This window comes from Anaeroplasma bactoclasticum (genome assembly GCF_003550015.1).
In the GTDB taxonomy this organism is placed as follows: Bacteria; Bacillota_I; Bacilli_A; order Acholeplasmatales; family Anaeroplasmataceae; genus Anaeroplasma; species Anaeroplasma bactoclasticum.
Genome location: NZ_QXEV01000004.1, coordinates 91803 through 114727 on the forward strand (window position 1 = coordinate 91803; position 22925 = coordinate 114727).

23 protein-coding genes, 2 rRNA genes and 1 riboswitch are annotated in these 22925 nt (G+C 32.4%); of the genes, 5 read left to right on the top strand and 20 right to left on the bottom strand.

All coding sequences use genetic code 11. The features are described from left to right. Nucleotides 1–2: 2 nt before the first annotated feature. The 8 genes from dapF to EI71_RS03190 form a co-directional block, all read right to left on the bottom strand. Nucleotides 3–818 (bottom strand): diaminopimelate epimerase, encoded by an 816-nt coding sequence (gene dapF / locus EI71_RS03155; protein WP_119015804.1) that lies wholly within the window; start codon nucleotides 816–818, stop codon nucleotides 3–5. 2 nt (nucleotides 819–820) lie between these two features. Beyond that, the gene (lysA, locus tag EI71_RS03160; protein ID WP_119015805.1) at nucleotides 821–2056 is read right to left on the bottom strand and encodes a diaminopimelate decarboxylase; all 1236 of its coding nucleotides are present in this window, start codon (nucleotides 2054–2056) and stop codon (nucleotides 821–823) included. Between the two features lie 65 nt (nucleotides 2057–2121). Next, nucleotides 2122–2288, bottom strand: a riboswitch (Lysine riboswitch). A gap of 70 nt (nucleotides 2289–2358) precedes the next feature. Further along, complete coding sequence (locus tag EI71_RS03165; protein ID WP_119015806.1) at nucleotides 2359–3261, bottom strand: DegV family protein; 903 nt, start codon at nucleotides 3259–3261, stop codon at nucleotides 2359–2361. Nucleotides 3262–3276: 15 nt separating this feature from the next. Beyond that, on the bottom strand, nucleotides 3277–4278 hold the full coding sequence (locus tag EI71_RS03170; protein WP_119015807.1) for an NAD(P)H-dependent glycerol-3-phosphate dehydrogenase: 1002 nt from the start codon (nucleotides 4276–4278) through the stop codon (nucleotides 3277–3279). A 2-nt stretch (nucleotides 4279–4280) separates the two neighbouring features. Then, nucleotides 4281–5585, bottom strand: coding sequence for a ribosome biogenesis GTPase Der (gene der / locus EI71_RS03175; RefSeq protein WP_119015808.1), 1305 nt, complete (start codon nucleotides 5583–5585; stop codon nucleotides 4281–4283). Between the two features lie 32 nt (nucleotides 5586–5617). Then, complete coding sequence (locus EI71_RS03180) at nucleotides 5618–6994, bottom strand: S1 RNA-binding domain-containing protein (protein WP_162849718.1); 1377 nt, start codon at nucleotides 6992–6994, stop codon at nucleotides 5618–5620. Continuing rightward, a complete protein-coding gene (gene cmk, locus EI71_RS03185; RefSeq protein ID WP_119015810.1) occupies nucleotides 6984–7652 on the bottom strand; it encodes a (d)CMP kinase in 669 nt (222 codons plus the stop codon). Before cmk ends, EI71_RS03180 begins: the two co-directional genes overlap by 11 nt. A 59-nt stretch (nucleotides 7653–7711) precedes the next feature. Next, complete coding sequence (locus tag EI71_RS03190) at nucleotides 7712–8440, bottom strand: pseudouridine synthase (RefSeq protein WP_245951351.1); 729 nt, start codon at nucleotides 8438–8440, stop codon at nucleotides 7712–7714. Between the two features lie 141 nt (nucleotides 8441–8581). Here EI71_RS03190 and EI71_RS03195 point away from each other — a divergent pair, with 141 nt between their 5' ends. Continuing rightward, nucleotides 8582–9952, top strand: a complete 1371-nt coding sequence (locus tag EI71_RS03195; RefSeq protein WP_119015811.1) for an aminopeptidase — start codon at nucleotides 8582–8584, stop codon at nucleotides 9950–9952. A gap of 39 nt (nucleotides 9953–9991) precedes the next feature. On the opposite strand, the gene udk is transcribed toward EI71_RS03195, so the two are convergent. From udk to EI71_RS03215, 4 genes are read right to left on the bottom strand one after another with little or no spacing between them, the layout of a single operon-like run. After that, nucleotides 9992–10615: a uridine kinase gene (udk, locus tag EI71_RS03200; RefSeq protein ID WP_119015812.1), complete on the bottom strand. Its 624-nt coding sequence runs from the start codon at nucleotides 10613–10615 to the stop codon at nucleotides 9992–9994. 9 nt (nucleotides 10616–10624) lie between these two features. After that, nucleotides 10625–11272 (bottom strand): leucine-rich repeat domain-containing protein, encoded by a 648-nt coding sequence (locus EI71_RS03205; protein WP_119015813.1) that lies wholly within the window; start codon nucleotides 11270–11272, stop codon nucleotides 10625–10627. A 1-nt stretch (nucleotide 11273) separates the two neighbouring features. Further along, nucleotides 11274–12140: an RluA family pseudouridine synthase gene (locus tag EI71_RS03210; protein WP_119015814.1), complete on the bottom strand. Its 867-nt coding sequence runs from the start codon at nucleotides 12138–12140 to the stop codon at nucleotides 11274–11276. Continuing rightward, nucleotides 12130–12750, bottom strand: a complete 621-nt coding sequence (locus EI71_RS03215; protein WP_119015815.1) for an epoxyqueuosine reductase QueH — start codon at nucleotides 12748–12750, stop codon at nucleotides 12130–12132. Before EI71_RS03215 ends, EI71_RS03210 begins: the two co-directional genes overlap by 11 nt. 141 nt (nucleotides 12751–12891) lie before the next feature. Between EI71_RS03215 and EI71_RS03220 the strand changes: the two genes are divergently transcribed. The 4 genes from EI71_RS03220 (at nucleotide 12892) to aguB (ending at nucleotide 16956) form a co-directional block, all read left to right on the top strand. Then, nucleotides 12892–13401: a CarD family transcriptional regulator gene (locus tag EI71_RS03220; protein WP_162849719.1), complete on the top strand. Its 510-nt coding sequence runs from the start codon at nucleotides 12892–12894 to the stop codon at nucleotides 13399–13401. Between the two features lie 118 nt (nucleotides 13402–13519). Next, nucleotides 13520–15013 (top strand): aminotransferase class I/II-fold pyridoxal phosphate-dependent enzyme, encoded by a 1494-nt coding sequence (locus EI71_RS03225; RefSeq protein WP_119015817.1) that lies wholly within the window; start codon nucleotides 13520–13522, stop codon nucleotides 15011–15013. Beyond that, the gene (locus EI71_RS03230; RefSeq protein ID WP_162849720.1) at nucleotides 15006–16082 is read left to right on the top strand and encodes an agmatine deiminase family protein; all 1077 of its coding nucleotides are present in this window, start codon (nucleotides 15006–15008) and stop codon (nucleotides 16080–16082) included. Before EI71_RS03225 ends, EI71_RS03230 begins: the two co-directional genes overlap by 8 nt. Before the next feature lie 10 nt (nucleotides 16083–16092). After that, nucleotides 16093–16956 (top strand): N-carbamoylputrescine amidase, encoded by an 864-nt coding sequence (gene aguB / locus EI71_RS03235; protein WP_119015819.1) that lies wholly within the window; start codon nucleotides 16093–16095, stop codon nucleotides 16954–16956. A 35-nt stretch (nucleotides 16957–16991) separates the two neighbouring features. On the opposite strand, the gene EI71_RS03240 is transcribed toward aguB, so the two are convergent. The 8 genes from EI71_RS03240 to EI71_RS03275 all read right to left on the bottom strand — a co-directional run. Further along, nucleotides 16992–17690, bottom strand: a complete 699-nt coding sequence (locus EI71_RS03240; protein WP_119015820.1) for an HAD family hydrolase — start codon at nucleotides 17688–17690, stop codon at nucleotides 16992–16994. 1 nt (nucleotide 17691) lies between these two features. After that, the gene (locus tag EI71_RS03245) at nucleotides 17692–18195 is read right to left on the bottom strand and encodes a flavin reductase family protein (RefSeq protein WP_119015821.1); all 504 of its coding nucleotides are present in this window, start codon (nucleotides 18193–18195) and stop codon (nucleotides 17692–17694) included. After that, the gene (locus EI71_RS03250; RefSeq protein WP_162849721.1) at nucleotides 18192–18827 is read right to left on the bottom strand and encodes a zinc ribbon domain-containing protein; all 636 of its coding nucleotides are present in this window, start codon (nucleotides 18825–18827) and stop codon (nucleotides 18192–18194) included. Before EI71_RS03250 ends, EI71_RS03245 begins: the two co-directional genes overlap by 4 nt. Nucleotides 18828–18839: 12 nt before the next feature. After that, entirely contained in the window at nucleotides 18840–19610 is a 771-nt protein-coding gene (locus EI71_RS03255; protein ID WP_119015823.1) for a CPBP family intramembrane glutamic endopeptidase, read from the bottom strand. A 96-nt stretch (nucleotides 19611–19706) separates the two neighbouring features. Beyond that, nucleotides 19707–21014: a TFIIB-type zinc ribbon-containing protein gene (locus EI71_RS03260; RefSeq protein ID WP_119015824.1), complete on the bottom strand. Its 1308-nt coding sequence runs from the start codon at nucleotides 21012–21014 to the stop codon at nucleotides 19707–19709. 46 nt (nucleotides 21015–21060) lie between these two features. After that, nucleotides 21061–22455 carry an SPFH domain-containing protein gene (locus EI71_RS03265; protein ID WP_119015825.1) on the bottom strand — a complete coding sequence of 465 codons (1395 nt, stop codon included), beginning with the start codon at nucleotides 22453–22455 and terminating at the stop codon, nucleotides 21061–21063. A gap of 147 nt (nucleotides 22456–22602) precedes the next feature. Continuing rightward, nucleotides 22603–22715: ribosomal RNA gene (gene rrf, locus EI71_RS03270) — 5S ribosomal RNA — on the bottom strand. 42 nt (nucleotides 22716–22757) lie between these two features. Next, nucleotides 22758–22925: ribosomal RNA gene (locus EI71_RS03275) — 23S ribosomal RNA — on the bottom strand; the annotation flags it as partial.

The following is a 22925-nucleotide window of genomic DNA, read 5'->3' on the forward strand; positions in this document are numbered from 1 at the left end:
AATTATACCTCCTCATTATAGTCACATTCAAAGACCTCTTTTGCAGGTCCCGTCATATAAACTATTCCTTTCTTTGTTATTTCAATTTTAATTTGTCCAAATTCATTTAATACATTTACTAGTGTCTTCGTGTAGCCTAACTTTTGGGATGCGACTACCGAAGCTGCTGCTCCACTGCCACTAGCAAGTGTCCAACCAACCCCACGCTCGTAGGTTTTAATTTTAATAGTCTCCTTATTTACTATATAAACAAAATCAACATTTGTTTTCTTTCTAAATAAAGGATAATTCGATATGTCTTCTGCATAATCTAAAACAGGTGAATCAAAATCATCTAAGAATATTACAGTATGAATATCACTCATAAATAAAGAATGAATTGTAACATATCTATCTTTAACTCTTATAGTTCTTCCAAAGCAATTTAATTCATCATCAATAGAAAGCATAGAATTATTAAATATAGGCTTACCCATTTCAATCTTACATTGGAATGGATTAGAAGTTAATACCTCGGCTTCTACCTTACCAATTCCTGTAATAATCTCAAGCTTATTCTTTTTAGAAAGCCCTAAATCATATGCATATTTTGCAAAGCACCTGATTCCATTACCACTCATTGGGCTTCTAGATCCATCCTTGTTATAAATAATCATCTCTAAAGGATTTTCTTTTACAATAATTAATCCATCGGCACCAATTCCAAGTTTTCTATCACAAATTTTTTGTGCTAAAGCGGAATAATCCATTACATATGGATCAAATGAAATAAGACAAAAATCATTTCCACATCCATGCATTTTTTTTACATGAATCATAACTACACTTCCCTTTCGATTAACTCATCTAATGTTTGTCTTCTAATAGCTAAATAATCCTTACCATCTTCAACAAAAACAACTGCTGGAGTTAATGCTTTATTATAATTACTACTCATAGAATATCCATAAGCTCCTGTTGTATAGGTGATTAATAAATCACCCTTTTCTGCCTTAGGAAGATGTGCTCCTTCAATAATTAAATCTCCACTTTCGCAGCATTTACCTGCAATAGTAACTACTTCTGTTTTTTCTTGATTCTCTTTACCTACAATATCACAATCATATTTTGCTTGATATAATGCTGGTCTAATATTATCTGTCATACCACCATCAATAAAATAATATTGCTTATTTGGAGTCTTTTTCATATAGCCTATAGTATATAGTGTATAACCAGCCTCAGCTACAATAGAACGACCTGGTTCAATACATAGCTTTTCAAGCTTAATATTATTTTTCTTTAATGCTGCCTCTGCAGTTTCAATTAAAGTGCGAGAAACTATATCAAATGGGATAGGCTTATCATCATTTGTATAATGTACACCAAAGCCTCCACCTAAATTTAATACAAGTGGGAAATCAAAATCCTTTACAATATTTAATAGCTTCTCTAAAGCTGCCTTAAATGCATCTAAATCAAAGATTTGAGATCCAATATGAGAATGGAAGCCTTTAAAATTTAAATAAGAGCTATTTTTAATTACTTCCATCATTTCTTTATAATCGCAAGAATCATATAATACACCAAATTTAGAATCTACATGAGATGTAACAATAAATTTATGTGTATGAGCTTCAACTCCAACATTCATACGAATTAAGAAATTTACCTTCTTTTCCTTTTCTTTAGCTATTTCTTCTATCTCATATAATTCCATTAAATTATCGACAACAATCATTCCTATATTGTTATCAATTGCATATGATAGCTCATCTACTGTCTTATTATTTCCATGGAAATAAATTCTATCTTTAGGGAAATCAATAGAAAGTGCTGTATATAGTTCTCCTTTAGATACAACATCTAAGCTCATTCCTTCATTTTTAGCGATTCTTAAGATTTCTTTACAAGAAAATGCCTTAGATGCATATAATACTTCTGTTTTAAATTCTAAAGATTTAAAATTCTTTAGGTATCCTTCCATATTCTTTTTTAAATGATTGACATCATAAATATATAATGGAGTACCATATTTTTCTTTTAAAGCTTTAACTGAAACATTTGAAATCTTCATAATAATCCTCCTAAAAATGAAAGAAAAAAGAGCGCCTGGCGCTCTTAATTTTAAACTTAAAAAATTGTTTCATTAGCGCCTCTGCAAAATTGCAGGAGTGATATAAGTATTTCCTATATCCCCATAGTCTATGAATGCCTTCATAGCTATTCGGCAGTGGTTACCTTTCCTATACTTCACTAGGTGCCCCTTCCATATAGTACTTATTTGCACTGCTACCTCTAATTATTTACTTGTACCTATTGTAGCATAAGAAAACATACTTGTAAAGAAAGTATGATATTTTCTTATTTGAAAGCATTTTATTTACAATCAGGTACTTCTTTTTCTGAAATATAGAAGAATGCGGAGGCTCCTGGTCCTACATGAGCTCCTACAACTGGTGAAATTTGATTAATTTCACAATCTACAGGTAATTCTTCTTTCAAATATTCCTTTAATAATTCAACATTTTTAATCTCTGTAGAATATCCAAATTCAAATGGATAATCCTTATTAATTGGTAATCCATTTACACATTCCTTGATTTTAATAAAGGCATGTCTTAATCCTCTTTGTTTAGATATTGGAGTTAATTTACCTGTTCTATCTAACTGAATTACAGGCTTAAGCTGTAAAATATTACCTACTGTTGCAGATACTCTAGATAATCTTCCTCCACGGAATAGGTATTCTAGTGTATCTGGTACAGCATAGAAATTAATATGCTTTACCATATAATGAATATCATCTAATACATCTTGGATTGTATCATAAGTATGAGATACTAATCTTAATATCATCACTTTAACAGAGCCTAAGGCTGTATGAGAATCTTCTACATAAATTTCTTCTTCATCTAAGGATTCTCTTGCGATATTTGCTGAATTATATGTTCCACTTAAAACAGATGAAATAGGAAGTACAACAGGAATATAGCCATCCGCTATTGCACTTTTCATAGCTTCAACAAACATCAAAGGAGATACCATAGATGTTTTAATGGAAGAGCCCTTAAAGTGGTTTTTTACCTGCTGAAGTAGGCTTTCCTTCTTTTCATCTTCAAAAACCATTTTATAAAATTCATCTGTGGTAATATCAATACCATCTAAATAATCTTTCCCTTTATAAGATAGAGTTAACGGTAAGACAGTAACGCCAAGCTTTTTGGCATCCTCTTGGGATATACCACATGAGGAATCTGTTATCACTCTAAACTTTACCATAATACATTTCCCCTTTTACCAGTATTTCTCGGTCTTTAAGCTTCTACTTAATAAATTATGTAATGCTTCTTTTGCAGAAAGCTTTCCTTCAACAACCTTAAATGCTTCATCAATAATTGGTAATTCCAAATTATATTTAATACCAATTTCATGACCAGCATGAATTGCACGTACTCCTTCAACAGACTGTACAATAGAGCCCATAGCCTCCTCTACAGTCATTCCACGACCGATTTTTAATCCACATTGGAAGTTTCTAGAATTTAATGAGGATGCAGTAACAATTAAGTCTCCAATTCCAGAAAGTCCATATACAGTTTCCATTTTTCCGCCTAAGGCTAAAACAATAGATAAAATTTCTTTAATTCCTCTAGTGATTAGCATGGCTCTTGCGTTTTCACCAAGACCCATACCACTTGCAACACCGGATACAATCGCAATTGCATTTTTCATTGCGCCACCAGCTTCAACTCCAATGACATCATCAGATGTATATACTCTCATATATTTTTCATTAGAGAATAATGCTTGTACCTTACAAGCTAAAGCTTCATTTTTAGATGCAGCAACTAAAGCTGTTGCTTTTCTTAGGATAACCTCTTCTGCATGGCTTGGTCCCGATAAGGCAACATAGCCCATTAGGTTTTTTTCATCAATTTCTTCTTCTACAATTTCTGATACTCTTAAAGAAGTTTCAGGCTCAATACCTTTACTAACATTAATGAATAAAGTAGGCTTAGTTAATTCCTTATTACATTCTTTAAGTACCATACGCATAGCCTTTGTAGGTACACATAGTACAACAACATCACTAAAATCTAGTGTTTCTTTTAAATCCAATGTAGCACGAATAGATGATGGGATGGACATACCAAAGAATGGATGTACATGCTCAACATTAATCTTTTCTACAAATTCTTTATTGATATCACGAATGACAACTAAATTACCATTGTCTGTTAAGGTTTGTGCTAAGGTTGTACCCCAAGCACCTCCACCTAATATAGAAACGTTCATAATTAGTCCCTCTTTCTAAGCTCAATTTTAATAGGTGTTGCAAAGAAATCAAAATTCTTACGAATTTGGTTTTCTAAATATCTCTTATAAGAGAAATGTAAGAATTTAGGATCATTAACAAATAAGCTAAATGTAGGAGGTTCAACACCAACCTGAGATCCATAGAACACCTTAAGCTTTCCACCATTAAATTCAGATGGTGGGAACATCTGTACTGCATCAATGATTACATCATTGAATACGGATGTTTGAATTCTTCTATGATATGCTTCATATGCCTGATTGATTGCAGGGAATAGGGTTTGTACTCTTTTATTCTCTTTTGCAGATAAAAATACAATAGGAGCATGATCTAAATACTTGTAGTAGCCACGAATATCATCGGTCCACTTTTGCATAGTTTTAGAATCCTTCTCAACTAAATCCCATTTATTCACTACAATAATACAAGGCTTATTATATTCTTCAATATATTGACCAACATGTAAATCCTGTTCAATAATACCTGTACCAGCATCTAAAAGTAATAATACAACATCACTTCTACCGATAGCATCTACACTTCTTATTACAGAATACTTTTCAATGTTTTCGTATACCTTACCTCTTTTTCTTAGGCCGGCAGTATCAATTGCAACATATTCCTTTTCATATGCTCTAAAGCGAGTATCAATAGAATCTCTTGTTGTACCTTCAATAGGAGATACAATTACTCGATTATCATTTAATAGAGCATTTGTTAAAGAAGACTTACCAACATTAGGTCTACCAATCATACAAAAATGAATAGCATCATCCTTTTCTTCTTCACTCTTTTTAGGTAAGGATTCTAATACTAAATCTAATAAATTACCAGTACCAATACCATGAGAGGAAGAAACAGGAATAGGTTCACCTAATCCAAGTGCATAAAAATCATAAATGTTTTCTCTAAATTTTTGGTCATCTACTTTGTTTACAGCAAGAATAACCGGTTTGTTTGTTCTATATAAAAGCTTTGCAATATATGTATCATCATCTGTTACTCCGCTACGACAATCAACCACGAAAATAATGACGTCTGCCTCTTCCATTGCGATTTCAGCTTGTGCCTTTATTTCTGTTAAAAAGGGAGCATCTCCTAGTTCAATGCCCCCTGTATCAATCAGGAAAAATTCCTTTGAAAGCCAGGTTGCCTTAGAATAAATTCTGTCCCTTGTAACACCTGGTTGATCATCAGTAATGGATAATCTAGTACCAATGATACGATTAAATAATGTAGATTTACCAACATTAGGTCTACCTACAATCGCTACCTTAGGTAACATAGTATTCACCACCAATTTCAATATGTTTTAAATTACTTCTTTAATTCGTCAGCAACTACATCACCGATAGTAGTTGTAGCTTCTTCACTAGTCATATGCTTAGCATATTCCTTTTCAAATTCAGCTCTCTTAACACGCTTAATAGATAATCTTAATTTCCATTCCTTTGGATTAATTTCGATAATCTCAGCAGTTTCCTTATCGCCTACATTGAAATATTTAGTTAAATCATCAATTCTTTCTGTTGATGCTTCAGACATTGGAACGAATCCATCAACACCTAAAGCACTAACTCTTAAGCCTCTTGGTACGATTTCGTTAACAGTTACTTCAACCTTATCGCCAACCTTAGCATTAACATCCTTCCAAGGATTATCCATTAATGCCTTTCTAGATAGACCAATTCTTTCCTTTTCTTTATCTAATGTTAAAATAGCAACCTCAACCTCATCACCAATCTTAACATAGCTTGCATAATTATCATTAGGGTTATGAGAATATTCACTTCTATGTAATAAGCCCTTAACCTTTGGTGCAACCTCAATTAATAAGCCTGCAGGTAGCTTATTTGCAACAGTACCCTTAATAGTCTCGCCAACAGTATGTGCTTCTGCAAATAACTCAAAGCTAGACTTAACTAAAGCCTTTCTAGATAACTCAAGCTTATTGTTTTCCTTAGTTAATACCTTAACCTCAATTTCATCACCAACATTTAATTCCTTAGTGATATCAATAAAGTCATGAGATACCTCAGATACCTTTAATAGGCCAGTAACAAAATTAAATTTAACTAATGCACCATATTTTTCAACCTTGATGATTGTACCCTTTAATACATCACCAACATTAATCTTTTCGTATTCAGCTTGACGGTTTGCCTGATATTCATCCTGCTCAACAGCCTTACGAGATACAACAAGCTTCTTTCTAGATTCTTCAACCTCGATAATCTTAACATCGATAGCTTCACCAACCTTAGCTGAACCAGCTAATGACTTTGGTAAGAAAGCCTGTACTCCATTATACTTACATACAAAACCAGCATTATTTGCTGCTTCAGATACTACAGTAACCTTAATTACCTCATCAGTTCCTTTTAAGCCTTCAAATGCTTTAAATTCTTCATCAGCTAGCTGATTTAGGTGAGATAAGTAAATATGGTCTTCATTTACACTTGTAACTGTAGCCTCAATAGTATCACCTACATTAACTAAGCCATTGAAGGATGTTACATTCTTATCCTTAGTAAAGTGATCTAAATGCATAATACCTTCTGTAAAAGTACCTAAAGATACTGCGATTGTTTTATCATCAACGATGGAAACAATTTCACCAGTAACCTTATCTCCCTTTTTAATTTTCTTTCCAAAGCTCTCTTCTAGCATACTTGCGAAATCATTATTTTCCATTTTTATTCAACCTCTCATCAATTAATCTTAAAATTTCTTGGCAAACCTCATCAATAGACATATTGGTTGTATCTACCAAGATTGCATCGTCCGCTTGCTTAAGTGGAGCGATTGCTCTATGGGAATCCTTATAATCCCTAGCCTTGATTTCTTCAAGGATTGTATTAAAATCTGATTCAACACCTAAAGTCTTATTTTCTAAGCATCTTCTTTTGGCTCTTTCTTCAGGAGTTGCTGTTAAAAATACCTTTAAATCTGCATCAGGGAAAACTACAGTTCCGATGTCTCTACCATCCATAAGAATATTTCCATAATTTCTACATCCTCTTTGGAAGTCAACCATCTTATCTCGAACTGCTTTTACTCTTGATACAGCTGAGGCATTATTTGTTACCTCAGATGTACGGATAAATCCACTTACATCTTCGCCGTTTAAAAATACCTTTCCGTCTTTATAAACAACATCAATTTCGTCGATGAAGGAATATTCATTTTCATTCTCTACATCAATTTTTCTTTTCAACGCCTCTAAAGTAACTGCACGATACATTGCTCCCGTATCAATATGTGTAAAGCCAAGCTTTTCACATACAAGCTTTGATATGGAAGACTTTCCACTTCCTGCAGGTCCATCAATGGCAACAACAAAATTTTTCATATTTCAGTCCAATCCTCTACTTGTTCTATTTTATCACAAAATATTATATTTTGTAAATGCTACAGACTATATAATTTCTTTATTTCATGTGGTTTTAAAGGTCTATATTCTCCCACACCTAGTCCATCTAAAGTAACTCCACCAAAGGAAACTCTTTTTAGCTTTTTTACCTCAAAGCCAACCGTCTCACACATTTTTCTTACCTGACGATTTCTTCCTTCTGTAATTGTAATTGTTAAAAGGGAGGAGTCATTCTTTTTATTCAATTCCAAAATCTGTACCTTTGCTCTTTTCGTCATTACTCCATCAATCATAACGCCCTTAATAAGCTTAGTTACAGCAGGCTGATCAATAATACCAGAAACTCTAACCTGATATTCCTTTTCTACTTCCTTTTGACTCTTTGTTAAACGATAAGATAAATCACCATCATTTGTAAGTAAAAGCACACCTGATGTATCATAATCTAATCGTCCTATAGGAAATACTCTAGTCTTTTTTGTTTCAGGATCTAATAAATCCATAACAGTTCTTCTACCTAAAGAATCACTAACAGTTGTAAGATATCCTGTAGGCTTATTTAAAACATAGTATACATGTTCTTGCTTAAATAAGATTTTTCCATCTACTTCAATGATATCTTTTTTACCTACCTTAGTGCCGAGCTCAGTCACTTTAACTCCATTCACCTTAACTCTACCTTCGGTAATTATTTCTTCGCACTTTCTTCTAGATGCTACTCCACAAGAAGCCATAACCTTTTGAAGTCTTTCTTTATTATCATCCACGACAATCACCAATCCTTTGCTTCAAAACATATAAACGTTTATAGTATACCATAAAGAAATCCCATTTACCATTACAAAATCCATATTTAAAACGCTATTTTATTATGTTATAATAAGAAGCTGAACGGAGGTATTATAATTATGTATGCAAAAAATGCATGGGAAAAATATAAAGGCGATAGCCTAGATGAATTAATGAAATTCAACGAAGAATATAAAGAATTTATCTCTTTATGTAAAACAGAAAGAGAGGCTGTTCAATTTAGTGTTGAATTAGCTGAAAAGTATGGATTTAAGGAATTATCTGAATATGAAACATTAAAACCTGGTGATAAGGTTTATGCGACAAATAGAGAAAAGAATATTTGTGTATTCATTATGGGTGAGGAGCCACTTGAAAAGGGCTTAAATGTACTTGGTGCACATATCGATTCCCCAAGATTAGATATTAAGCAAAATCCACTTTATGAAAGAAACGGATATGCAATGCTAGATACTCACTACTATGGTGGTATCGTTAAATACCAATGGGTTGCAAGAAACCTAGCTATTCATGGTGTATTATGCAAAAAGGATGGTATTACTGTTGAGGTTAATATTGGTGAGGATTTAGATGACCCAGTATTATGTATCACAGATTTACTTCCACACCTTGCAGCAGATAAGCTTTCTAAGCCTGCAGCAAAAACTATTGATGGAGAGGATTTAGATTTAACTATCGGTCATATGCCACTTGAGGGTGAAGAAAAGGATGCTGTTAAAGCAAACATCCTAAAGCTACTTAAGGATAAGTATGATGTTGAAGAGGAGGATTTCATCTCTGCAGAGCTTGAAATCGTACCTGCAGGTAAGGCTAGAGACTTAGGCCTTGACCGCTCTATGATTATTGGCTATGGCCATGACGATAGAGTTTGTGCATATACATCCTTACGTGCTATTTTAGATTCTACTACTTCTAAAAGAACTATTTGTGCATACTTAGTGGATAAGGAAGAGGTTGGTTCTATTGGAGCAACAGGTGCACAGTCCACTTGGTATAGTGATGTATTAGCTGAAATGATTGCCAAGGAAGGCACTTATAATGATTTAAAGCTAAGACGTGCTATGAGCAATACAAGAATGCTATCTAGCGATGTATCTGCTGGCTTTGATCCATTATACCCATCTGTATTTGAAGCAAAGAATGCTGCTTATTTAGGTAATGGTATTACCTTCAATAAGTATACAGGAGCTAGAGGTAAATCTGGTTGTAACGATACTTCTGCTGAATTCGTAAGAGATGTACGTAAGGTAATGGATGACAACAATATCAATTACCAGACTGCAGAGCTTGGTAGAATTGATGTTGGTGGAGGTGGAACAATCGCCTACATCATGGGTAACCAAAACATGAATGTATTAGATGCAGGTGTTCCTGTATTATCTATGCATGCTCCAAACGAGGTTGTATCTAAAGTAGATGTTTATGAAGCTTATTTAGCTTATAAAGCATTCGTAAAAGACATCCAGTAATAGAAAAAGGAAATCCCAAAACTGGATTTCCTTTTTTTCTTATCTAATGATATCTTTAATTTTTGTAGATAGGATATCTATTGCAATATCATGCTTTGTATCATTAGGAATAATGATATCTGCAAATCTCTTTGTAGGAACAACATAAGCCTCATACATTGGCTTAACTGTAGTTAGGTATTGTTCAATTACATTATCTAAGCTTCTTCCACGCTCTTCCATATCTCTTTTTAATCTTCTTATAAATCTGATATCTGCATCTGATTCAACGAATATTTGAATATCCGCTAAGGAACGAATATCTGGATCATATAATGCTAAAATACCTTCAATAATAATTACCTTTGCAGGATTAATTTTAATTGTTTTTGACTCTTCTCTATTATGCTGTGCAAAATTATAAACAGGACAATCAATATTTCTACTATCCATTAATGCTCGAATATGACGCTTTAATAATTCCATATCAATTGCATCCGGATGGTCATAATTGATTTTCTTTCTTTCTTCAAAGGATAAATCATCTCTTTTTTTATAATAATTATCCATACATATTACAGATACATCATATGGATTAAAGGATTTAATAATTTTATCTACTACAGTTGTTTTTCCACTTGCAGTTCCACCTGCAATTAAAATTAAAATTGGCTTATGATTCATTTTCTTCTCCTAATAATATTTTACATAATCTAATGATTGAATATATGCATTATTCTTTATATGACTTGGTACAAACAACTCCTCAAGTCCTGATGAATTAAAACATCCAGTATATATATCAATGATAGTATCTGGTATTGTTAATGTTTTTAGATTCTTACATCCACTAAAAGAATAGCTTCCTAAAGAAATAATTCCAGGCTCCAAGGTTACACTTTCTAGTGCCTCACACCCATAAAATGCTGCCCCACCAATTAGTGGTGCACTAAGCTCTATTTTCTTTAGTGATACATCAAAGGCAAAGGCATTTTTGCCTATTTCCTTTGCATATTTAATAGATATTTCATTTAAATTATCGCATTCAGAGAATGCTAATCTTCCAACATATTCAATAGATAATTCATCTTCTATTATGATTCTTTTTAAAGCTTTATGTCTAAAGAATGCTCTTGTAGAAAAGCCTTTAACCTTTGCTCCCTTATATTCCTTAGGAATTGTATATTCTTCTAAATCGCCATAAGCATAGGAAACAAAATATCCTTCATATAGGGAATTATATTCAAACTCTAATCTTGGAATAGAATAATAGACTGCAAAGAATATACCTATTAAAATAGGGATAAGAGGAATTAAAAGATATAATAATTTTCTTTTCATATTATTCCTCCCTCATTAAAGATTTCATATCTTGTGGTACATTTGCTACTACAGATATTTTCTCTTTTGTTACAGGATGAATAAATTCTATTTTATAGCTATGAAGTGCCACTCGATTAATTTTCATCATTTGTCCACCATATAGACTATCCCCAAGTAGTGGATTTCCATAATGAGACAAATGAAGCCTAATTTGATGAGTTCTTCCTGTTTCTAGTATTACTCTTAATAAGGAATATCCTTTATATTTATATAAAAGCTCAAAATTAGTAATTGCTTCTTTGCCATTTTTAGATACAACCATCTTTTTAGAATCATGTCTATTGGAACCAATAGGATAGCATAATCTTGCACTTTTCTCTTTTGGATATCCTTGGACTAAGCATCTATATTCTCTTTTAATATCATGAGTAGAAATATAATAATTCATATATGCATGAGAAAGTATATCCTTACAATATACGATAACTCCTGTGGTTTCCTTATCTAGCCTATGAGCATATCTTACATTTAAATGTAAGCCTTGCTTTTTATAATAGCCTGCAACATAATCCGATAAGGATTCTTCATTTTTATCCTCTGAATGAATAATAATTCCACTAGGCTTATTGATAATTAATAAATAATCATCCTCATATAAAATATCAATAGGCTTATCGATAGGCTTAAAATCTATTTCTTCATCTAAAGATATAGATACTATATCTCCCTTATTTAATTGAAAGGATTCATTTTTAAATTCACCATTTACAAGCACTTTCTTTTCTAAAAACAATTTATATATTTTAGATCTAGATAAATAAAAGCTTAATAAATAATCTCTTAAATGAATATCCTCTAAAACCTTATAATCAAACTTATGAAGCATTTTTCTTGTGTTCCTCCATTTCCTTTATGGAGTACTTACAGCCACAATAATCTTGTCTATATAGTCCATATTCCTTTGATAATTCAATGGAATGTAGATAACCACTTTCCTTTTTGAAATCAGAATATAAATATTTAATATTATATTTTTCTTCTAAATCTCGACCAATTTCATTGATCCATCTAGTAATCTTATATGGAGATATAGAAAGGGTAGTAGAAAAATACTCATATCCTTCTTCTTTGGCCTTAATAGCTGTTTTTTCTAGCCTCTCTTTATAGCACATATAGCATCTTTTACTTTTTTCACCTAATTCTTCTAATCCCAAAATGGCATTATCATAATCCATAGGATTATATCCATTTGAGATAACATTAACCTTAAATGGTAATTTATTTGTAAACTTTTCTATTTCATCTAAACGTTTATCAAATTCTTCTTCCGGATAAATATTATCATTGGAATAGAAGATTGTAATATCAAAATACTTTTCAAGTAAGAATAGACAATGACTAGAACATGGTGCACAACAGGCATGTAATAATAGCTTTGGTTTATAGGTAAGTGTATCTAGAAACTTCTTAAAATCATTATAATTTTCAATTTTCATCCTAATCACCTTCTATCCATAAACATTATATAACAACCATCTATAAAAATAAAATATTTTTATTTCAAAAAAAATTAGAAATTTTCTTGAATTGGTGTTATAATTAGAGTATAATAAATGTTTTTTGGAAGGAGTGGGAAAATGTATAATGTTGGAGATATTGTAATTTATACACTATATGGCATATGTACGATTCAAGAAGAAACTATGCGTGTATTCAATGGAGCAGACGCTAAATATTTTGTTTTAGTACCATTAAGTGATGCTAAAACAAGAATTACAATTCCAGCTGAAAATCCTATTATCCTTTCTAGATTACATACACTTATGAATCAAGATGAAGCAAAAGATATCATTGAAAGAATTCCTTTCTTAGAAAATATGTGGATTGATAATGATAATCAAAGAAAAAGAGATTTTTCTGATATCGTTAAGAGTGGAGATAGAGAAAAGATTTTACAAATGATGAAAAGCATTTATACTCATGCTTCTACTTTAAAGAATAAGGGTAGAAAGCTTCATGTTTCTGATGAACAATGTATGAGAGATGGAGAAAAGCTTATTTTAGATGAATTATCTTATGTTTTAGGCAAAGATCGATTACTTCTTGCAGAGGAAATTAAGCTTAAATTCAATATCGATAAAGATTAATCTTCGGGTTAATCTTTTTTTATTTTATAAATATATTGATTTTTATTTTATTTTTACTATAATAACTTTGTTCGAATTATTAAGTTTAGATATTATATATCTAAGGAGAGGAATAGAAATGGATCAAAGTAAAACTCCCTTTTTAGATGCGTTAAAGAAATATATTGATGATGGAATATCCCCTTTTGATGTTCCAGGTCATCATATGGGAAACGCAGAAAATGACTTTAAGGATTATATAGGAGAGCTTACCTATACTGCAGATGTTAATGCCCCAAGAGGATTAGATAACCTAAATCATCCTAGTGGAGTCATTAGTGAGGCTGAGGCACTTATGGCAGATTGCTATGGCGCAGATGAGGCCTTCTTCCTTATCAATGGTACATCCAGTGGTATTTTAGCCATGATTATGGCTACTGTTAAAGCCCATGAAGAAATTATTCTTCCAAGAAATGTACATAAATCTGTTATAAATGCACTTATCATTGCTGGTGCTATTCCAGTATTTGTAATGCCATCCTTTGATAAGAATTTAGAAATTTCAAATCAACCAAGAATTGAAGATTATGAGCGTGCTATAAAAAGACATCCAAATGCGAAGGCAGTCTTTGTAATCAATCCAACATATTTTGGTGCAAATAATGATATAAAGACCATTTGTAAAATAGCTCATGATAATGGAATGCTATGCCTTGCAGATGAAGCACATGGTGCTCACTTAGGATTTACAGATAAGCTTCCAATATCTGCGATGCAAGCAGATTGTGATTTATCTGCAGTATCTATGCATAAAACTGCAGGTGCATTAACACAAGCATCCGTATTATTAAGAAAAGGAAATAGAGTAAGCCATTATGATGTGTTTAAAGCATTAATGGTTGTCAATACTACTTCTCCTTCAAATCTATTAATTGCATCCTTGGATTCTGCAAGAAAATATATGGCTTTACATGGTAAAGAAAAATTAAATGAAATTATTGATTTAGGTAATTATGCTAGAGAAGAAATCAATAGAATTCCAGGAATTAAAGCTAGAGGCTCTGACTACTTTATAGCTAATGGGGAATATCAATATGATTCTACAAAGCTTGTTATCGAGCTTGAAAGCTTAACAATAAATGGCTTTGAGTTATATAATATCTTAAGAGATGAATACAATGTTCAAATGGAGCTTGCAGAGCAATATGTTATTCTAGGTATTTTAGCTATAGGTACAAAAAAGCTTCATTTAGATAATCTAATTCATGCATTAAAGGAAATATCTAAAAAATATTATGTTGCAGATAGAAGCTACCCTAAATATCATTATGATACACCATTCCCTAAAATGGTAATGCGTCCAAGAGTTGCATATCAGGCACCACTTAAAAGAGTTCCATTAGATGATGCAATTGGATTAATTTCAAAGGAATCTATTATGATTTATCCTCCAGGAATTCCACTAATCATTCCTGGTGAAAAATTTGATCAATCCATTATTGATCGTATTAAGATGTATAAGAAAACAAATGCTACAGTATTAATGGATTATGATGATTTAACTGTTTCTACTGTTGATTATGACCAATATTTAGCAAATAGAGATGCAGTGGAGGATAAATTCGATGATTAGTCCAAAAAATGATGGCTATACATTCCCATTTGAGGGATTAGCCCATGAAGGTACAATTATTCTTCTTCCATATAGAGAAGATACTTGGGAAGATGGTGGATTAAAAGCATTCCCTGAATTTAAAAGTATTATTGAAACTATTTCAATGCATGAGCACGTATATGTAATTAAAAGTCCAAAGGTGAAATATGATACTTCTTGTTTAAATATGAAAAATGTATCTATTCATGAATTAGATTATGATGATTCTTGGGCTAGAGATAATACCTTAATCTTTTTAAAGAAGGATAATAAAATTAAGGCTGTAGATTTTGGTTTTAATGCTTGGGGTGGTAAAGTTGATGGATTATATTCCAATTGGGAAGATGATAATAAACTTGGCTCTAATCTTTCTAAGCTATTAAATATAGAATGCTATTTAGATAAGGATTTTATATTAGAAGGTGGTTCTATTCATACAAATGGTAATAAAACATTACTTACTACTGAAGCATGTTTATTATCTAAAGGTAGAAACTCTAATTTATCTAAAGAAGAAATTGAAAACCATTTAAAGGAAATGCTTGGAATGGATAAGGTATTATGGATTCCTCATGGAATTTATAATGATGAAACCAATGAGCATATTGATAATATGGCTTGTTTTTTAGATGAGAATACAATTTTACTTGCAACATCTAAAGATACAAATGATATTCAATATAAATGGAGTATGGAAGCAAAAAGAATACTAGAAAACGAAACTACTGCTTCCGGTAAAAAAATAAATGTATTATTAGTAAATACTCCAAATCCATATTTAGCTTTAACAAATGAGGAAGCAAATGCAATAAAACTAGATTCAGGAGCAAAGGAAAGACTTAAAGGAGATAGACTTGCTGCTTCTTATGTCAATTTCTATATGGGTAAGGATTTTATAATTTTACCTAAATTCAATGTTAAAGAGGATTTAGAAGCTTACAATTTATTAAATGAATTCTATAAGGGTACTAAAAAGATTTATTCTATAGAATCAAGAAATATATTAGTTAGTGGTGGTAATATCCACTGCATTACTATGCAAATTTAAGGAGGGTAATATGAAAGTAACTGTTGCAGCAACACAAATGTCCATTACATGGGATATTGAAAACAATATTAAAAAGGCAGATAAAATGATTGAAGATGCAGCTAAGGCTGGCGCAAATATCATTTTACTTCAGGAGTTATTTGAAGCTCCATATTTCTGCCAAAAGGAAAACTATGATTATTTTAAGCTTGCAAAGGAGTTTAAGGACAATCCATTAATTCATCATTTTTCTCTAATTGCAAAGAAATATGATGTTGTATTACCTATCTCTTTCTTCGAAAGAGCAGGAAATGTATTTTATAATAGCTTAGCTATGATTGATGCAGATGGAACTGTTTTAGGATTATATAGAAAAAGCCATATCCCTACTGGTGAATGTTATGAAGAAAAATTCTACTTTACTCCAGGAGATACAGGTTTTAAGGTATTTAAGACTAAGTATGGTAGAATTGGTGCAGGAATTTGTTGGGATCAATGGTTCCCAGAGACTGCAAGAATTTTAGCTTTAAAGGGAGCAGAAATCTTATTCTATCCTACAGCTATTGGTTCTGAGCCTGTTTTACCAAAGGATTCTAAGGATCATTGGCAGAATACAATGTGTGGTCATGCAGCTGCAAATATTATGCCAGTTGTTGCATCGAACCGTATTGGTACAGAAACTGAGGGTGATTCTTCTATGACCTTCTTTGGTTCTTCTTTCATTGCTAATGAAGAAGGTAATAAGGTTGAAGAAATGAATAGAACCGATGAAGGATTTATTCTTCATACCTTCGATTTAGATGAAATCGAAAAGAAAAGATATTCTTGGGGTGTATTTAGAGATCGTAGATGTGATTTATATACTCCTATTCTTAAGCATAACGACAATAATTAAGAAAATGCCATGGGCAATTAAGCTCATGGCATTTTTTAATAGTTCTCTTTTATGAATTCATAAAATTCATTTATTTTAAAGCTTTCTACTGGAAGAATTATATCTCTTCTATTGATTAAATAATCATTAATTAAATAGCCTTTAATTCCACTTGGTAGGTCTGAAAAATCATCATCAACATCATTTCCAACCATTATACAATCTTGTGGATTTAAATTATGCTTCTTAATGATTTCTTCATAATATAAATGATTTGGCTTACAAAAATAGCAATTCTCATAGGTTGTGACATCATCAAACATATCATAGCTTAAGCCAGCCCATTTAATTCTTTCTTCTGTTGCTACTTTTGGGAATACTGGATTTGTAGCAAGTATTACCTTATAGCCCTTATTCTTTAGGTAAGTAATAATTTCTAAAGGATAATTGGTTTTATGAATATAGGATTTTAGATTTTGGAATTCATTTCTATAATAGCTATAAAATGCTTCCTTTAAGGAATCTATTTCCTTATATTTCTTTTCTACTACGCTCCAAAATCTATCCTCATTACTCATAGCTCCATCATTTAATATAATGGCATAGGCTGCCTTATAGAATACCTCCATGAATTCCTTAGGATTATAACCTAGCTTATAGGAGTATTCTGCAATACTTTTATAATAAGCCCCTAAGAATTCATCCTGATTCATTTCAAGTAATGTGGAATCTAGGTCAAAGAAAAATGTCTTCATATTACTTTTCCAAATACCTTAAAATTTCACAAACATACATAGTATGCATATCCTTTGTAGGATAGCATTTTTCTAATACTTCCTCTGGCATTCCCTTATCTGTGATTTCAATTTCATATAATACCTTCATTAAGAATACCGTATCTGCTTCTTCAATATAGTATGTATTTGTTTTTTCATCATAGCTTGGAGTTAAGCCAGTTTCTTTAAACTTATCAAAGTTTCTACCACTTTTACTACCAAAGAAGCCTTTGGCTTTTTTGTATTCATCCGATAAAAATGAAATACTCATGGATTTTGATTTAACTAAGAAATCATGAGTGTATCTAGATTTTCTAACAAAAATATACGCAACAGGCTTATTCCAAAGGATACCTAATCCGCCCCAGGATACTGTCATTCCATTAAAGCCAATAGCTTTATCGCCAGCAGTAATGATTCCCCATTTATTATCAATCTCATCAAATACACATCTTTTATATTCTTTTAAATCTAATTCTCTCATATGTGATTACCTACTTCCACACGATATACAAATACTAATACTGCAAGTGCTAATGCGATACAAGCTAAAGCTACTGCAATAGCCCCAAAGATGCGCGCCTTTTTGTTGTTAACTTTAGATGCTGTTACAAGTCCAATAGTACCTAATACTCCACCTAAAATAGTAGCTAAGGCTAATGTTACTATGCTTGAAGTTAATGCATTATAACAATTCTCTAAATAAGTTTGGGATGAATCAACGCCAGAATTATATAGCTGATTATAATAGAAAATATTCACAAGATATGTCATTATAGAATCCATAAGCAAAAAGCCACAACCAATAGTTCCAATTAATCCTGGAATAAAGGCTCTTTTTTTCATTGCTTTATCTCTATATGCTTGTTGTTCTTCAGGGCTTGATTTATATCCATAAAAATCCTGATAAAAGCCAGGCTCTGGCTTTGGTTCTTCTTTTTTAGGCTCTTCTTGATTATAGTAATCCTTTAATTCTTCTTTGAATGCTTCAACTTCTTCATTTTTTTCTTCAGTCTTTGGTGCATCAAAGATATCATCAATTTCAACCTTTGCACCACAAACATGGCAGAAATTTGCATTGCTTGCTAAGATATTTCCACAATTCTTACAATACATAATAATCTCCTCCTAAATAAATACAAATAGAACTGCAAGTATATTATTTAACATATGTGCAGCAATAGATGCATACACATTATATCCAGATAAATGATAAATCATACATAATAATCCACCGCATAATACATATGGAATTAGCTGCAAAAACCAGGTTCCAATGTTTGCGGAAGTTGATAGCATATGTGGTAATGCGAATAGCATTATAGACATAACATAAGTAAGTGGTAAATTATATGATTGTGTAACACTAAATATAGCCTTACGATAAATCATTTCTTCTATAATAGGAGCAAATATTACTGTTGAAATAATCATAGGAATTCTTCCATCAGATTTTAATAATTCAACAATCGTATTTTGATTTTCAGAAGAACTTACGATTAATCCAAATAAGTAATCTATTAATATTGCTATACCAGCAAATCCTATCATAAAGGCTGGAATAATAATACCATAAAATTTCTTATCTTCTTTGATTTGTCTAAAATCTATAATGAAATCATCTCTCATCCATAATAAGACGGCCCCAAAGGCTATAAAATAGCCTAAAAAATTACCATACCCTTGGCCTATAAGCATACATTCCTTTATATCACTAGGGATAGGGTCTTTACTCCAAAAGCTATTCGCTACAGCATTTGCGTCAACACCTTTTATCGATGCAACTATCATTCCACATAAAATAGATAAAAAGGTTGTTCCTATAAAAATCATTAAAACATATACAATTGCCGCTTTTAGCTTACTTGGTGAAGTAAAGCTTTTTTTCTGATTTTCCATATAAAACACACCTTTCACCTAAAAAATTATACCATTTTTAAATAGTATTTAAAAGTAGAAAAAAAATATGCAGGACAAAATCCTGCATATTCGTTACTATCTTCTTCTATTTGAACTTGAAGATGAAGATGCTCTTTTAGTTCTAGTAACCTTCTTATAAAGATAAATATCTTTTCTACCAGTAATTCTTAAGCTATTTGGCTTTTCATAATTTGCAGCACCATATTGGAATCGAACATTTTTCATCTTTCTTCGCATTCCAACCATTATTAAAATAGCAATAAGTAAACCTGCAATAGGGCCAATTAATGCTGAAATAGCTAGGTCTCCTGATACTGCATAGACAATACCAAAGATTGCGCCACCAAAAATTAACAAGAATAAGAATAGGAAGAAAGAGAATTTTCCCTTAGAAATAGGAAGATTACCTGCAATCTTACCAGATTCACCATTTACAGCAAAATAGAAATGCTTATCATTCCAAAGTGTATGTAATAACCATACAGGATATAATGCATATCTAGCTTCTGTATTAGAGAATTGTAAAGTAGATTCCTTTACTTCTAGAGTATCATATCCATGGATATCTCTTCTAAATGCTTGTTCAGTACCTTGTCTAAATCTTGTTGTTGCACGATTGAATGTTTCTTCTTTTGAAACATCATAACGGTCTGCCCTATAACCAGCTAAATAAGCTGCATTAAATGGTTCTGCTTGATTAAAATCGAATGGTTCAATAGATTCCATTAATTGATCTTGCATCTTCTTAGAGCCATCTACAGGAACATGAGTAAATCCAATACCACCATCACGTACTACGGAATAGTGTTTTTCTTCTCTTACATCATAATCGCCTTGAACATACTTTCTTACAATAGTACCTTCATAACGAACTCTACCATCTACATCAGCATCAAAAATCCAGAATGGTACATATAAAGCCTGTACTTCCTGCATTTTATTTGTTTTAGAGAAAGAGCCTGGTAATAATGGTCTTTTTCTAATAAAGCTCTTTAATGCATCAAAAGCGAAGTCTTTATCTTTCTTAAAAGGAATAATATAATTTGGCTTTAAATCACCATTTAATTCCTTAGATACAACTAAATTATTTCCACAGTATGGGCAGCATGTTGAAGATGTAGTTTCATCTGCAATGATTTCACCACCACAGGATTCACAAGTATAAATTTTAATATCTTTTGTATCTTCATTTGTATATGCTTGAACCTGGGATTCATCCCAAGAAGTATCTTCTTTTCCAGTTTCAGCAATATCATCTGTATATGCTTTTAAATCGTTTGCTGAAAATTCAGTATCACAATAAGGACAAACAATATTTTGACTCTTATTATCAAAATTTAAAGCACCACCACAGCATGGACATTTAAAATCTAAATTTGCCATATTAACCCTCCATAGCAAAAAAGCCTTTTAAAGGCTTTTTCTTATATTATTTTTGTAAATCCTTATCGTCAAATGGGTCGCCACATTCTGGACAGAATCTAGGTGGATTTGAAGCATCCTTTGGCTCCCAACCACACTTATCACACTTATACTTAGGAGTTCCTGCTGGTTTTGGTTTACCACAGTTTGCGCAGAATCTACCCTTATTTACTGTTCCGCAATCACACTTCCATCCATCTGCAGAAGGCTTTGCTGTACCACATTCTGGACAGAATTTGCCAGTTACCTGTTTACCACATGTAGGGCAAGTCCAACCATCAGCTACAGGCTTTGGTGTGCCACATTCTGGACAGAACTTTCCAGATGCCATCTTACCACAGTTAGGGCAAATCCAACCATTTGCATTCTGCTGAGGAGCTTGCTGCTGTTGCTGTTGATTCATATTATAGAATCCCTGAGCATTCATACCACCAGCGTTAGCTGCCATATTTAATCCATAGAATCCCATTGCTGCACCATTAGCATTACCTGCTGCTGCCTTCATAGCTTCAGCCTGTGCCTCAACTAATGTAGCACCAGCCATACCTGGGTTTCTAGCAAGAACATTCTTTCTTTGTAATTCCTTAATTAATTCTTCGTCTTCCTTTGGAAGAGTAACAGAGCCTAATGCAATAGAAATAATTTCAAGACCTCTATGATCTCTCCACTTTGCAGTTAAAGCATCATTCATTGCTTCGCATAATTCAGGAATATGTGCAACAATCTGGTTTGGTCTCATTTCCATTGCAGAAAGCTTACCAAAGGCAGGCTGAAGTGCACTAATAAATTCAGTCTTAAGCTGATTATCTAGGTTTCCTCTTCTATAATCTTCAGAAATGTTACCACAAACATTTTGATAGAATAAAATTGGGTTAGTAACCTTATAAGAGAAAATACCATTACATCTTACAGATACATCGATATCTAGTCCTACATTGTTATCTACAACACGGAATGGAACTGGGTTTGGAGTACCAAACTTATTATCCATTAATTCCTTTGTATTGAAATAATAAACTCTTTGATCATGGCCAGTATCTCCACCATAAGTGAAACGACGTCCGATAGTCTTAAAGAAACCACCAATTCTCTCGCCGAAGGAACCTGCAAATACTGAGGTTTCAGTACTCTTATCGAATATATATCCACCTGGCTCTGCTGCGAATTCAACAACCTTACCATCATCAACAACAATCATACACTGACCATCAGCTACAGCTATTTTAGAACCATTGGAGATAATATTTTCGCTACCTTTTGTATTGGAGCTTCTCCAACCAGTCTTCTTTTGACCCTTTGAAACAATTACGTCTGCTGGAAGTGCTTCACAATAGAAGTATTCTTTCCACTGATCAGCAAGTGTACTGCCTAATGCGCCAGCAAAAGCTTTAATTAAACCCATATAACTTATAACCTCCATCGTTTAATTTAAGTTTATTATAGAATAAAATCAAAGCGTTTTCAAGAAATTCTAGGCTATTATATACCCTAGAATTCAAAAAAAAGCGCTAATCTAGCGCTTGGGATAATTATATTATTCAAAGAGAGAGCCTGGCAGCTTCCTACTCTCGCACGATCGAACGTACTACCATCGGCGTAAAAGTGCTTAACTTCTGTGTTCGGGATGGGAACAGGTGTGTCCACTTTGCCATCGCCACCAGACCTTTTCTTTGAAAATTAGATAAAATTTTATTCGAATTAGTTAAGGTTAAGTCCTCGATCTATTAGTACTGGTCAGCTCGAACATGTCACCATGCTTCCACACCCAGCCTATCAACCTTATCGTCTATAAGGGATCTTACTATTTGGGAAATCTCATCTTAGAGGAGGCTTCGCGCTTAGATGCTTTCAGCGTTTATCCTTTCCATACGT

Coding starts and splice junctions, on each gene's coding strand:
- der (WP_119015808.1), bottom strand. CDS start 5,585: ATGTTACCTAAGGTAGCGATTGTAGGTAGACCTAATGTTGGTAAATCT.
- EI71_RS03250 (WP_162849721.1), bottom strand. CDS start 18,827: ATGTATTGTAAGAATTGTGGAAATATCTTAGCAAGCAATGCAAATTTC.
- EI71_RS03195 (WP_119015811.1), top strand. CDS start 8,582: ATGTATGCAAAAAATGCATGGGAAAAATATAAAGGCGATAGCCTAGAT.
- EI71_RS03225 (WP_119015817.1), top strand. CDS start 13,520: ATGGATCAAAGTAAAACTCCCTTTTTAGATGCGTTAAAGAAATATATT.
- udk (WP_119015812.1), bottom strand. CDS start 10,615: ATGAATCATAAGCCAATTTTAATTTTAATTGCAGGTGGAACTGCAAGT.
- cmk (WP_119015810.1), bottom strand. CDS start 7,652: ATGAAAAATTTTGTTGTTGCCATTGATGGACCTGCAGGAAGTGGAAAG.
- EI71_RS03230 (WP_162849720.1), top strand. CDS start 15,006: ATGATTAGTCCAAAAAATGATGGCTATACATTCCCATTTGAGGGATTA.
- EI71_RS03255 (WP_119015823.1), bottom strand. CDS start 19,610: ATGGAAAATCAGAAAAAAAGCTTTACTTCACCAAGTAAGCTAAAAGCG.
- EI71_RS03205 (WP_119015813.1), bottom strand. CDS start 11,272: ATGAAAAGAAAATTATTATATCTTTTAATTCCTCTTATCCCTATTTTA.
- dapF (WP_119015804.1), bottom strand. CDS start 818: ATGATTCATGTAAAAAAAATGCATGGATGTGGAAATGATTTTTGTCTT.
- lysA (WP_119015805.1), bottom strand. CDS start 2,056: ATGAAGATTTCAAATGTTTCAGTTAAAGCTTTAAAAGAAAAATATGGT.
- EI71_RS03265 (WP_119015825.1), bottom strand. CDS start 22,455: ATGGGTTTAATTAAAGCTTTTGCTGGCGCATTAGGCAGTACACTTGCT.
- EI71_RS03180 (WP_162849718.1), bottom strand. CDS start 6,994: ATGGAAAATAATGATTTCGCAAGTATGCTAGAAGAGAGCTTTGGAAAG.
- EI71_RS03240 (WP_119015820.1), bottom strand. CDS start 17,690: ATGAAGACATTTTTCTTTGACCTAGATTCCACATTACTTGAAATGAAT.
- aguB (WP_119015819.1), top strand. CDS start 16,093: ATGAAAGTAACTGTTGCAGCAACACAAATGTCCATTACATGGGATATT.
- EI71_RS03260 (WP_119015824.1), bottom strand. CDS start 21,014: ATGGCAAATTTAGATTTTAAATGTCCATGCTGTGGTGGTGCTTTAAAT.
- EI71_RS03165 (WP_119015806.1), bottom strand. CDS start 3,261: ATGGTAAAGTTTAGAGTGATAACAGATTCCTCATGTGGTATATCCCAA.
- EI71_RS03170 (WP_119015807.1), bottom strand. CDS start 4,278: ATGAACGTTTCTATATTAGGTGGAGGTGCTTGGGGTACAACCTTAGCA.
- EI71_RS03220 (WP_162849719.1), top strand. CDS start 12,892: ATGTATAATGTTGGAGATATTGTAATTTATACACTATATGGCATATGT.
- EI71_RS03245 (WP_119015821.1), bottom strand. CDS start 18,195: ATGAGAGAATTAGATTTAAAAGAATATAAAAGATGTGTATTTGATGAG.
- EI71_RS03215 (WP_119015815.1), bottom strand. CDS start 12,750: ATGAAAATTGAAAATTATAATGATTTTAAGAAGTTTCTAGATACACTT.
- EI71_RS03210 (WP_119015814.1), bottom strand. CDS start 12,140: ATGCTTCATAAGTTTGATTATAAGGTTTTAGAGGATATTCATTTAAGA.